The organism is Acinetobacter haemolyticus CIP 64.3 = MTCC 9819 (genome assembly GCF_000369065.1).
Classification (GTDB): Bacteria; Pseudomonadota; Gammaproteobacteria; order Pseudomonadales; family Moraxellaceae; genus Acinetobacter; species Acinetobacter haemolyticus.
Genome location: NZ_KB849800.1, coordinates 599,449 through 611,672, shown reverse-complemented (window position 1 = coordinate 611,672; position 12,224 = coordinate 599,449). Strand labels below are relative to the sequence as shown.

The window sequence follows — 12,224 nt, the reverse complement described above, 5'->3', positions numbered from 1 at the left end:
TTGAAGTATAAAGATCGTGCTACAGATCAAGAACATGTGGTTGAGCTTGCAGGGATCTTTGTTCAAATTGGTTTATTACCGAATACAGATTTCTTGAAAGACAGCGCTGTTGAATTAAGTAATCGTGGTGAGATCATGGTGAATGATCGCAACGAAACCAATGTGAAAGGTGTCTTTGCTGCAGGTGACTGTACTACAGTGCCTTATAAGCAAATTATCATTGCCACAGGTGAAGGCGCGAAAGCTTCGCTCTCTGCTTTTGATTATATGATTCGTTCTGGCGTTTAAACTGCTTTAAAGAACATGTGCACGCATTTACATTTTCCAGTGTAAGTGCGTGTTTTTACAAGTTATCAACAAATTTTAAACTTTCTTATTCCTAAACTTTGTGTTTATATTTTTGTTATCCACTTTTTGGATGCCACAAAGAAAAGGAAATATGAAAATGAATAAATTACTTGTTGCTTTAGGTCTTGCTGCGACTGTTGCCCTTGTTGGATGTAGTAAAGAAAAAGCACCTGAAACAGGTGCAACAACTGGTGAACACTTAGAGCATGCTGCTGAACAAGCAGGTCATGATGTTGCAACTGCTGTCGATTCTGCTGCTGATCAAATCGATGCTGCTGCTGATCACACTGCAACTGCAACGGCTGAAGCTGCTGCAGAAACTGAAGCTGCTGCACGTGATGCTGCTGCAAATGTTGCAGGTGCGGTTGAATCTACTGCTGCTGATGTAAAAGAAAAAGCTCAGCAATAATCTGTTGAGACTAAAAAGCCTCTGTCATTTACTGATCAGAGGCTTTTTAATGCCATATGGATAATTAACCCAATAAACCTTCATCTCGCATTGCAATCTGAACGGATTGTCGCTCTGCAACTTTATTACGTAGCGCGATGATATTGATATAAGGTGTTAGATCATGCTCAATATGATTTGACCAATTTGTTAATACAAATAAATATGCATCTGCTGGGCCAAAATTATCATCAACTAAATAATCATACTCAGATTCAGCTAAATAATTATCAATATATTTGAGTAGACGATCAACCTCTGCATACGCTTTAGTTTTTTCATCATTGGTTAATTGACCACCAAAGAAAACAGCATAAGCGTCATGCAATTCTGAATTTAAATATCCTAGCCACTCAAGGACTTTCGCACGTCCCATACCTGATGGAGGAATTAAATCTTGCTTAGGATCATGCTGAGCCAAAAACGGTAAAATTGCCACATTTTCAGTTAACATTAAACCCGGATTAATTTCTAAAGCAGGTACATAACCTTTCGGGTTGATTTCATAATAATCCACACCTTTTTCGGTTTTATGTGTTTTTAAATCAACGCGTTCTAAATCAAAATCTACATTTATTTCATTTAAAATAATATGTGCTGCCAATGAGCAAGCACCAGGTGAATAATACAACTTCATGTTTGATCCTTGTTATCTAACTCTTATGTTCTAAAACGCTTGATCGAAATTTGCAAAGTATGTTTTCACAAATTTGTCAATAAACGTAAAATGCCTGTTCATCTGACTATTGGCGAATTTATGCGATTTTGCAAGTAGTCTTATGTCAACTTTTTATAGTGATCGTATACATCCTGTTCAAATAAACTTAATTGCTTAGAAGAGCAGATCATTTTCTACTCTTCTTAGTATTGAACCAATTAAACTTTCACTTTTCGAGAACGTAACGAATAACCCGTAAGCCCCAATAATCCTAATATCGACAACCATCCAAAACTTCCTGAAGAACTTTTTTGGGTAGATGGCTTATTCTCAGGATCTTGTAAATCAATATCCACAATCACAGGGTCATGATCGGAAGAGCGATAAGGGTCTTCTGCGAAGAATAAGGCCTTTTGCTCATCGGTTTTATATTCTTCGTTATAATCCAAAACTGTTGGCTCGTCCGCATTGATATGCCAAGCAAAAGCTTTTTTGACTTTACTGTAAAGATTAGAATCCGCAATAGCATGGTCTAAATTACCAGCACCACCATAACCTTCAGCATTACTGGATACACCAAACACATAGCTATAGGCCTGTTCACCTTGCCCAATCGTTTTGTCATTCAATAGCACTTTATAATTTGCTTTTTCTAGAGCCAAGATTGGGTCTTCTTTGGCATAACTATTCATATCACCTAATAACAAAATATTTGGCGTTTCAACTTGAGTTGGATTTTTTGCTGCCCATTGAATTAATTGCTCCACCGCCTTAACACGTGTTGGATTCCAACATCCCTGCCCATCTTTCTGATCTGCATCTAGTGATGCTGCATTTACTCCAGAACAGCTTTTAGATTTAAGATGATTCGGTATCACCGTCAACATTTGCTTTCCTGAAATAGGCTGGAAGGTTTGCGCAATTGTGGTTCTGTTTTTATCTCCCAAATCCAAAACCACAGGTTTATTTACAGGTTTGACACGCTTACTGTTATAAATAATTGCGACTGCAATCGCATCTGTACCCAAACGATCCATGTTTTCTGGTACCACATAACGCCAATCCGTACCTAAAGCACGTGTGAGATAAGCAATCGCACTGTCTTCGCCAAAACCATTGTTGGCAATCTCCATCAGACCATAAATATCAGCATCAATTGCTCGCATCGCACTGACAATCTTACGATGTTGTTTATCAAACTCAGCTTGTGAATTTGCGCCACGCTCAGTTGGAAAACCATTTTTACCGTTATCGTAATTCAGGACATTGAATGCTGCCGCACGAATTAATTTATCTTCTTTGGCAATTACAGTTGGCCGTTCTGGTGTAGGTTTAATAATCGTCGGAAGATTACCACCTTGAATTGGTTGAATACGCCAACCATTGAATCGGTATTCTAAGATACCTTCAACATTTTGTAGTTGATGCCCAACCCTGAGCGTATTGGTGGCACTAAAATTCTGAGGTAACCACGGCGTTCTGTTTTGATTGTTATAACCGTCATCTAGAATAATTTTTGATAATAAATTTTTCTGTGCTAACTCTTTTGCTTCGTTAGATAATGGTGCATGTAAGTTAGTTGGAATATACAAGCGCCCTAAGCTTAAAGATAATTCGCCAAAACGACCATAATTATAGTTTTCACTGATGGTTAAGCTTTGTGGAAGTTTAACCAACATGCCCTGATAACGTTGTGGAGAGTTTTCAGTCAATTCTGTCAAACTTTTAAATGGTAAATTCAAACTGATTGGTTGAATTTGGCCTAACATATTTGAATTACAAGTTTCAATGTCTTGCTGAATTTGATCGATTTGCAATTGATTTTGATAGGCGGTTAAGCGTCCTCGTAAGATCACTTCATCACCAACTTTCCCACCTTTAATCGTACTACTAGCTGGTATATAGACGAAAATGGCGTTACTGACATTCGCCTTGGCTTTGCTATCGGGTGTTTGTACATAAAAACCCGAGAAGCCATTGTTATAACGATAATCTGCGGTAATCACACCACGTACCGTATAATTCTGCCCCTGTGTTGCTTGCTGATTTAGATCAGCAATCGCAGTGTCTGAAGAACGTGAACAACTAATCGTCTCATCGGTAGGCGGCGGCGTTGTAGATCCTGTGAGATTGGAAAAATCATTTCGATCTGTCCAAGCTTTCCATGCGCTGTCCAAATCAAAACTTGTTGTTGGATCAATCTCAGTCACAGGGTTTGTGTTTTGCAGGCGGATAAAACTATTGCCTTTGCTAAACACGGTATTTCCCCAACCATTCACAGGCTGCTCACCGACTCGCCCAAAACGATCAACAACTTTGCCCTTATGTACCAGTACAATTGCATCATCCCCATTGAATGATAATGCTGCAACCTGATTGACCTGAGAGCCTAGTACTGCTTGTAATTCAGCACGACCAACTAGAAATTTGGCTTTACTCGCCAACGTACCTTGTAGCTGAAAAGCCCCAGTTTTTGTCAATTCACCATTATTAAACTGCTGAATTTCATATTCAGCCAAATTTGCAACTGTCGCATCTGGGTTATAAATTTCCAAGCCTTTTTTATTACTACTACCATCCACATATTGGCTAAACATCAGTTGAGCATATGCTTGTGAAAAAGCTGAACAAGCGCCAAGAAGACCAAGGCAAACAGTGACTGTACGCAATTTAAATGTTTTCATCATATTTTACTTTATGTTCAAATCGCCATTAGCCTATTCAATCTTTATGACATCTGGATGAAGAATTGCTTGCATGTCTTCAGTAATTTTAAAAATGATTGAGCAAATAAAATCATTTAAAGATTTGACTTGACCCCGTGAACACTTAAAATACGCCTTTTCTATCTTTATATCTCCAGAATCATGTCAACCGATCAGTTAGAAACGCAAATTACCGAACTCGACAATTTGCCAGAGCACCGTGAAATTGTGACATTTATGCGTCGTTCAGCACCGCTCAACACTTCACAACGCACTGCTTTAGAAAATTATCGTGATTTAATTTTGGAATATCCTGTTGGCGATCTACGTCAGCATTTTGAACATCCTGAACGCCCTCTAACCGTCGAAATTGGTTTTGGTATGGGACGTTCTTTGGTTTTGATGGCAAAAGCGAATCCTGAGCGTAACTTTGTCGGGATCGAAGTCCATGTCCCTGGTATCGCACAATGTGTTTATGAAGCGGGCATGGCCGAGCTAAAAAACTTACGTGTACTGGATGCTGATGCGATTCAAGTACTTCGTGAGATGCCTGATAATAGTATCGACTGTGTACAACTATATTTCCCTGATCCATGGCAAAAGAAGCGTCATTTTAAACGTCGTTTTGTGATCCATGAACGCATGCAATTGGTTGAACAGAAACTCGCGTTAGGTGGAACATTCCACGCTGCGACCGATTGGGAACCATATGCAGAGTGGATGCTTGATGTTTTAGACAATCGCCCAAATTTGGAGAACTTGGCAGGTAAAGGCAATAGCTACCCTCGCCCAGACTGGCGTCCTGTGACAAAATTCGAGCGTCGTGGTATCGAATCTGGTCACAAAATCAATGATTTTATTTTTAAGAAAATAAACTAAAAATCTAAGCTATTTCTGCCCTATTACAAATTTATAGCATTAAATATCAAATATTTAATGCTATTTTTATATCTAATTTGAAATATTTACTCTCAGTATAGTTTCTATACTTATTCTTTTTTACATTAGCCTCTCGATGGATAGATAAAGAGTGACCATTTTTGCTGATAAGAGACTCATTTAAATACAAGTGTTTACACGATCTATAAATATCTATGTCAATGTTCAGCTAAAATCAAAGTTGACAAGTTGTATGGCTCACGGATCAATTAGGCAAAAACATGGAATAGGATGTTTTACCTATCACCCTCGTAAATACGTACAACCACGTCAATTAATGATGAAAGATAGGATAACTTTTATGGAAAAAACACTGCAATGTCCAAAATGTGGCTCTACAGAAATTGAAACACGTGATCATGACAAATTACTGAAAACCACTGGCAGTGTTTTAATGACTGCTGCTGGCACAACAGCAGGTACTGTAGGCGGAGCAGCGACGGGAGCATCCGTAGGTGCAGCGATTGGTACCGTAGCGGGTCCATTAGGAATCATTGTCGGTGGTACAGTAGGAACATTTGTTGGTGCAATCAGTGTGGGAATCACTGGCGGTGTGGTGGGTAATATTTTTGGAAAAAAAGCAGGTGTCATAATCGACAAAAATATTTTTCAGGACTATCGCTGCTTAAAATGTAACTACCGCTTTAAATTAAAAAATTAATATGACAGGAAAAACAAAAAATCTGGCATCTAAGCCAGATTTTTTTATAACCTGTTTTGCTCAGCTAAGCAATTGCCTTAAAGTAGTTTTCTTTTGGCACATCAATCACTTCAATGCAAAGCTGTATCGGAAACTCAAACTCGGATTTCAAATATATTTTATGCTCAAGCGTCCTTAGCAAACTCTGTCCTAAAATTTGCTTTTGTGCTGCAGACCGTCCACTGAGCAGATAAAGTTTCAGATGAATATAAGCATCTTGTACATCACCCAGACCAATCAAAAACATTTCATCTTTGAAAATACGAGATTTAATATCATTTGCATCAAATAGCGCTGTTGCAATTAATGATGTGTTAATTTCTTGAAGCAACTTCTGTTGATCTAAATCAATCAGTTGTGCTGAGTAATTCACCGTGATATGTGGCAATGTATTCCCCTTACTCAACAAATAACAAAGCTAATCGAACTTGGTCATAAGACATTCTAGGACTCGTTGCCTCTACAATTGGGCGTAACTTGATCGCACCATCATCGGTAAAATGCTCGGGATTCTTACGTTTATGCAAACGTTTATAAATCTTGCGCACTTCTTCCACCACTTCATCGCCGGGATGTGCAACAGAAATATCCAAAGCTTGTTCTTTATGCAAACGCGCCAAATGATTAATAATCGTCGCAGGGGTTAATCCACGCTCATGTGCAATGTCTTCGATCTCATAGCCACCCTCAAACAAAGCTCTCGTTTCATCTAAAGTCGCGGTTGCATAATTTTGCTTCGTACCACTTTTGGACAATTTCTTTTCATTGCGTGCAATTTCGGTTGTATTTAAGGTACCGCCACAATGACGAATAAATGCATTATGCTGCGTTGTTAAATCGACATTTTCAAAATTTGCTTCGGCTTCCGTGGATAACTCCTGAAAACGGCGGTCTGCTTTTATCGCCAAACTATCCAACTCTAACGCCTGCTGATTAAATCCAAGTAATCTAAGTCCACTTAGCGATTTTAATCGAGACAGTGCCACATAGCCCTGACCTTTCTCAAAAGTATGCGTTAAATTGATTTCAGCAGCTTCAAGCGTCATACCTTGACTTTTATGAATGGTAATCGCCCAAGCCAAACGCAAAGGAATTTGTTGAAAGCTTGCGATTGCTTTACCTGCTTCGTTTTCAATAGACCACGTTTCAGGTTCCACCAACAAAGTTGTCCCATCCGTTAACTTGACTTTAGGGAGCAACCCTTGTTGATCATCTTCCTCAAAACCAATGACCTCACCTAAACTGCCATTGATATATCCCATATCAAAATTGTTTTTAACAAACATAACTTTGGCGTTTTTTTTCAAGCTCAGCTCTTCAGGTGCACGCACAGAGGATTTTAAGGTTTCGATGAGCTTCTCATTGCCATCTAGCACAGCATTGAATTGATGGCTTTCAGTGTCTATCTCATTTAAATGTTGATAATTGATATTATCTACATCCATATTATGGGTATATAACCGAGTAAAGGTATCCCCGATATCTTGATCACGAGATTGTTGTAAAGCCTGAATATGATCCGCCTGAATATTTTGAGCGCGAATCGCATTTAAGATCTGATTCAGTATTTCATCGTCTTGACGATGCTGTTCAGTGAGATAACAAACTCTAAATTTCGCCTCAACCCAAGCATCAGACATAAAACAAAACTTATCGCGGTTGGCTTCACCATTACGCCCTACAGGCGGCAACTGAAAGAAATCGCCAGCCACAATAACCTGAATTCCACCAAAAGCCTCATCGCTTTCTTTGAAATATTTCAATACTTGATTGACCAGATTAAGCTGCTTGGCATGCAGCATGGAAATTTCATCAATAATCAGAACTTGGGCATTTTCTAAATGCTCTTTTAAATATTTACGTTCTTTCATTCGCTTGAGATCATCATCACTCAAACTATCTTTAATTCCAATCCCCGCCCATGTATGAATCGTCATTCCATTCATATGAGTTGCTGCAATCCCTGTAGATGCCGTAATTGCAACGGGAACTTTTCGCACTTTTAGATAATGAATATATTGATTAAGCGTATAGGTTTTTCCTGCACCTGCTGAACCTGTCAAAAAAACATTTTCCCCAGCTTTTAAAAGTTTCAGTGCAGTCTCTTGTTTCATAATTTCATCAGTCAAAAACAACAGCACATAGCTTAACGATTTTTTTCCAAAAATAAAAACTCAAACAAGAAAACTTGGCTTGGGTATTTTAAAATTTTTGATCGACTAATACTTTCTGTCATCTAAGTGTCAACTGATGGCTATGAACCCTTTGGATCTTATATTTTCATTGACATATTGGTCTTTTCATTTATGGTGGTTATAAATAAATTCGGGCTGAATATAAAAATGAATAGCTTAAATCTACATACTTATCAACCAGATATACTCGGTGATGATTACCAACAACTGACTTTAAATTTTGCTGATGATTATGATGGAAAAGTAGTTGCAACATTGGTACGTAAAAAAGCCAATCAAGCTACAAAAAAAGCAGTGTTATATATTCATGGTTTCGCCGATTATTTTTTTCAAACTGAAATGGCTGAACAGTTTAACCAACAAGGTTATGACTTCTATGCGCTTGATCTAAGAAAATACGGACGTTCAAAACTTCCACATCAAAAACTGTATTACGTTTTAGATCTGCGTGAATATGATGCAGAAATCAGCAAAGCACTCGAAATCATTGGTCAAGAAAATCACAATCAGGTACTACTTGCAGGTCACTCGACAGGTGGACTAATTACAACGCTCTACGCAGCGCATTACCCTGATCATCGTCTAATCAAAGCAGTCTGGGCAAACAGTCCATTTTATGATTTTTATAAAAGTACTATTGAAAAAAAGGTTGGTATACCTTTACTCAGTAAAGTTGGAAAACGCTTACCCAATGCCAAGTTCCCAAGTGGTCTAAATCAGTGGTATACACCGAGCCTCCACAAAGCATTTTATGGTGAATGGGACTTTAATTTAAACTGGAAACCAAAATCTGTTCCGTTTGTCCGATTATGCTTCGTTCATGCGATTCATGAAGCGCAAAAAGAAATTCACCATGGTATCCACCTCAACGTTCCAACCCTGATTATGCACTCGCACCAATCTAAATACCCAAAAAAATGGGGTGTAGATGCGCAACAAAGTGATGTCATTCTGGATATAAAAGATATGACACATAATGCAAAAAAAATGAAAGGTGACGTACAAACTCTCGCTATTCAAAATGGTTTGCATGATTTGGTACTGTCTGCACCAACAGTCCGAACAGAGGTTTATCAACAACTCTTCCAATGGTTGGATCAAAAGATCAACTGATACCATCAATCATCAAGGAACTTCATATGTGTCTTGAAGTTCCTTTTTTCCAGCTGTTCCGCACCATTTTAGAACAACATAAAATATAATTTATTTAGTGCATCTATTTTTAAGCAAATTCCACGATTCATAACGATTATAAACTCAGCTATAAAAAGTCAAAAACATCTGTTTTTACCATTTGGAATAAAAATATTTTAAAAAAATCTGCATTTCTAAATTTAGGCATTACTTTTGCACTGTTAGATACATGTTCACTCTGAGGAGTAAGATTGTATGGACCATGCAAACACTGTATCAACCACATCAACAAGTGCAGATATTTCATCGACTGAGTATTTTTCTCAGCGTCAACTCAAACAAGGTACAGTTGGTTGGCTTCTCCTCATTGGTTTAGGTGTTGCCTATGTTATTTCGGGTGATTTTGCGGGCTGGAATTTTGGCATAGCCCAAGGTGGCTGGGGTGGCCTATTTGTTGCGACAATTCTAGTCGCAATCATGTATCTGTGTTTATGTCTATCTATGTCGGAAATGTCGACCATGATGCCGACTGCAGGTGGAGGTTACAGTTTTGCACGAGCAGCTTTCGGTCCATTCGGTGGTTATCTGACAGGTACAGCTATTTTAATTGAATATTCGATTGCTCCAGCTGCGATTGCTGTTTTTATTGGTGGTTACTGTGAGTCACTGTTTGGTCTGAATGGTTGGATGGTGTATTTGAGCTGTTATTTGATCTTTATGGGCATTCATTTAAAAGGCGCAGGTGAAGCGCTAAAAATCATGTTTGTTATTACCTCAGTAGCAGTCATCGCCCTTTTGGTTTTTGTTGCTGCAATGGCGCCACACTTTAAAGCACAAAATTTATTTGATATTCCAGCTGGCGTGGCGACAGGTGCAAGTGCTTTTCTCCCACACGGCTATTTAGGTATTTGGGCAGCTGTTCCTTTTGCAATTTGGTTTTTTCTTGCTGTTGAGGGGGTTCCACTCGCAGCAGAAGAAGCAAAAGATCCAGCAAAATCATTACCTCGAGGACTCATTGGCGCGATGTTAATTTTAACAACCTTCGCAATCTTGATCTTAGTCTTAGGTGCTGGAGCTGCTGGTGCAAGCACATTACAAAACTCAGATGCACCTTTAGTTGATGCACTAACGAAAGTATATGGAACAGGAACATGGCTTGCGACTTTTGTAAACTTCGTTGGCTTGGCGGGATTAATAGCAAGCTTTTTCTCGATTATCTATGCTTATTCGCGTCAAATTTTTGCGCTCTCCCGTGCTGGATATTTGCCAACCTCACTATCCCTTACGAATAAAAATAAAGCACCTTATTTGGCTATTATTATTCCGGGCATTATTGGCTTTTTTCTTTCACTTAGCCGTGAAGGTGACTCACTCATTTTAATTGCGGTGTTTGGTGCGACCATTTCCTATGTACTGATGCTTTTGGCACATATCAAATTACGTTTATCAAAACCTCATATGCCGCGCCCCTACAAAACACCTGGTGGTATTTTTACTTCAAGCATCGCCTTACTTCTAGCAATTGGGGCAGTAGTTGCTGGTTTCCTTGTTAATCCTAAAATTTGGTTTATCGCTGCGGCAATCTATGCCTGCTTTGTTGCTTACTTTTTATTCTACAGCCGTTATCATTTAATTAAAGGTACGCCAGAAGAAGAGTTTGCCAATATCAAAGCAGCAGAAGAACAAACCTAATAAAATAAGGAATCACAATGAGCTATCGAATTATGGTTGCCAATCAGCAATACCACTTTGCTGATTTGAAGACGCTCATGGCAAAAGCAACACCTTTACGCTCTGGCGATGAGTTAGCAGGAATTGCTGCACTGGATGCAACTGAACGCGTTGCTGCACAAATGGCTTTGGCTGATGTACCACTTAAAACATTTCTCAATGAAACTGTGGTCGATTACGACATAGACGAGATTACACGATTAATCATTGATGAACACAATCAGAATGCTTTTGCTCCAATTTCACATTTCACAGTCGGTGACTTTAGAAATTGGTTACTTGGCGAACACGCGACCACTGAAACATTATCCAATCTTTCTTCTGGACTTACACCAGAAATGGTGGCTGCTGTAAGCAAAATCATGCGCAATCAAGATTTGATTTATGTAGCCAGCAAATGTGAAGTCATCACCCAGTTCCGCAATACCATTGGACTCAAAGGACACCTCTCTACCCGCTTACAACCCAACCATCCCACTGATGATGTACTGGGCATTTCAGCCAGTATTCTAGATGGTTTAATGTACGGTAATGGTGATGCAGTAATTGGAATTAATCCTGCTACAGACAATTTGCATAATCTAGCAGAGTTATTAAAACTCATCGATCATGTTATTCAAGAATATCAAATTCCAACCCAATCCTGCGTACTTACACATATCAGCTCAGGTATTCAACTGGCTGAGAAAAATGTGCCGATTGATTTGATGTTTCAATCAATTGCAGGAACACAACGTGCCAACGAAGGGTTTGGTATTTCACTGGAACTATTACAAGAAGGTTATGAAGCAACATTAGCACTAAATCGAGGTACTTTAGGACAAAATGTCATGTACTTTGAAACAGGACAAGGCAGTGCTTTATCTAGTAATGCTCATCATGGTGTCGATCAACAAACACTCGAAACACGTGCTTATGCCGTTGCACGAAAATATAACCCCCTTCTTGTAAATACCGTCGTTGGTTTTATTGGTCCTGAATATCTCTACAACGGCAAACAAATTATCCGAGCAGGCTTAGAAGATCATTTTTGTGGAAAATTACTCGGCTTACCGATGGGTTGTGATATTTGCTACACCAACCATGCTGATGCAGATCAAAATGATATGGATGTATTACTCACTTTGTTTGGAGCAGCAGGACTTAATTTCATAATGGGGATCCCCGGCTCTGATGATGTCATGCTGAATTATCAAACTACTTCATTTCACGATGCTTTGTATTTAAGGCAATTATTAGGTTTAAAACCTGCCCCTGAGTTTGCTGCATGGTTAGAACAACAAGGTATTTTTAAACAACAACATGCAAAAATTCACTGGTCTGATCATATGCCAGAGAAATTTTCACGTTTACTCATGCATTAGGA

The 12,224-nt window shown here is 38.8% G+C and carries 11 protein-coding genes; 7 read left to right on the top strand and 4 right to left on the bottom strand.

Translation table 11 applies throughout. The features are described from left to right. Positions 1 to 288: FAD-dependent oxidoreductase (locus F927_RS05575; protein WP_171066095.1), on the top strand; the 288-nt coding region annotated here is incomplete at its 5' end. A gap of 157 nt (positions 289 to 445) precedes the next feature. Continuing rightward, complete coding sequence (locus tag F927_RS05570) at positions 446 to 757, top strand: hypothetical protein (protein WP_005082153.1); 312 nt, start codon at positions 446 to 448, stop codon at positions 755 to 757. Positions 758 to 821: 64 nt separating this feature from the next. Here F927_RS05570 and F927_RS05565 read toward each other — a convergent pair whose 3' ends face one another. Together F927_RS05565 and F927_RS05560 are read right to left on the bottom strand one after the other, a co-directional pair. Further along, entirely contained in the window at positions 822 to 1,433 is a 612-nt protein-coding gene (locus tag F927_RS05565) for a glutathione binding-like protein (protein ID WP_005082151.1), read from the bottom strand. Positions 1,434 to 1,672: 239 nt separating this feature from the next. Continuing rightward, positions 1,673 to 4,138 carry an ExeM/NucH family extracellular endonuclease gene (locus F927_RS05560; RefSeq protein WP_026057313.1) on the bottom strand — a complete coding sequence of 822 codons (2,466 nt, stop codon included), beginning with the start codon at positions 4,136 to 4,138 and terminating at the stop codon, positions 1,673 to 1,675. A gap of 183 nt (positions 4,139 to 4,321) precedes the next feature. On the opposite strand from F927_RS05560, the gene trmB reads away from it, so the two are divergent. Both trmB and F927_RS05550 read left to right on the top strand, forming a co-directional pair. Beyond that, positions 4,322 to 5,038 (top strand): tRNA (guanosine(46)-N7)-methyltransferase TrmB, encoded by a 717-nt coding sequence (trmB, locus tag F927_RS05555; protein WP_005082143.1) that lies wholly within the window; start codon positions 4,322 to 4,324, stop codon positions 5,036 to 5,038. Positions 5,039 to 5,399: 361 nt separating this feature from the next. Then, positions 5,400 to 5,759 (top strand): hypothetical protein, encoded by a 360-nt coding sequence (locus F927_RS05550; RefSeq protein ID WP_005082140.1) that lies wholly within the window; start codon positions 5,400 to 5,402, stop codon positions 5,757 to 5,759. A 64-nt stretch (positions 5,760 to 5,823) separates the two neighbouring features. Here the strand turns inward: F927_RS05550 and F927_RS05545 are convergent, their stop codons facing one another. Continuing rightward, positions 5,824 to 6,186, bottom strand: coding sequence for a 5-carboxymethyl-2-hydroxymuconate Delta-isomerase (locus F927_RS05545; protein WP_005082138.1), 363 nt, complete (start codon positions 6,184 to 6,186; stop codon positions 5,824 to 5,826). A 10-nt stretch (positions 6,187 to 6,196) separates the two neighbouring features. Beyond that, positions 6,197 to 7,912 carry an AAA family ATPase gene (locus F927_RS05540; protein ID WP_005082137.1) on the bottom strand — a complete coding sequence of 572 codons (1,716 nt, stop codon included), beginning with the start codon at positions 7,910 to 7,912 and terminating at the stop codon, positions 6,197 to 6,199. A gap of 228 nt (positions 7,913 to 8,140) precedes the next feature. On the opposite strand from F927_RS05540, the gene F927_RS05535 reads away from it, so the two are divergent. From F927_RS05535 to F927_RS05525, 3 genes are all read left to right on the top strand, one after another. Further along, positions 8,141 to 9,106, top strand: a complete 966-nt coding sequence (locus tag F927_RS05535) for an alpha/beta hydrolase (protein WP_005090955.1) — start codon at positions 8,141 to 8,143, stop codon at positions 9,104 to 9,106. Positions 9,107 to 9,382: 276 nt separating this feature from the next. Next, on the top strand, positions 9,383 to 10,819 hold the full coding sequence (gene eat, locus F927_RS05530; protein ID WP_005082133.1) for an ethanolamine permease: 1,437 nt from the start codon (positions 9,383 to 9,385) through the stop codon (positions 10,817 to 10,819). 17 nt (positions 10,820 to 10,836) lie between these two features. Next, complete coding sequence (locus tag F927_RS05525; protein WP_005082130.1) at positions 10,837 to 12,222, top strand: ethanolamine ammonia-lyase subunit EutB; 1,386 nt, start codon at positions 10,837 to 10,839, stop codon at positions 12,220 to 12,222. Positions 12,223 to 12,224: the final 2 nt, after the last annotated feature.

Coding starts and splice junctions, on each gene's coding strand:
- F927_RS05570 (WP_005082153.1), top strand. CDS start 446: ATGAATAAATTACTTGTTGCTTTAGGTCTTGCTGCGACTGTTGCCCTT.
- F927_RS05565 (WP_005082151.1), bottom strand. CDS start 1,433: ATGAAGTTGTATTATTCACCTGGTGCTTGCTCATTGGCAGCACATATT.
- F927_RS05560 (WP_026057313.1), bottom strand. CDS start 4,138: ATGAAAACATTTAAATTGCGTACAGTCACTGTTTGCCTTGGTCTTCTT.
- trmB (WP_005082143.1), top strand. CDS start 4,322: ATGTCAACCGATCAGTTAGAAACGCAAATTACCGAACTCGACAATTTG.
- F927_RS05550 (WP_005082140.1), top strand. CDS start 5,400: ATGGAAAAAACACTGCAATGTCCAAAATGTGGCTCTACAGAAATTGAA.
- F927_RS05540 (WP_005082137.1), bottom strand. CDS start 7,912: ATGAAACAAGAGACTGCACTGAAACTTTTAAAAGCTGGGGAAAATGTT.
- F927_RS05535 (WP_005090955.1), top strand. CDS start 8,141: ATGAATAGCTTAAATCTACATACTTATCAACCAGATATACTCGGTGAT.
- eat (WP_005082133.1), top strand. CDS start 9,383: ATGGACCATGCAAACACTGTATCAACCACATCAACAAGTGCAGATATT.
- F927_RS05525 (WP_005082130.1), top strand. CDS start 10,837: ATGAGCTATCGAATTATGGTTGCCAATCAGCAATACCACTTTGCTGAT.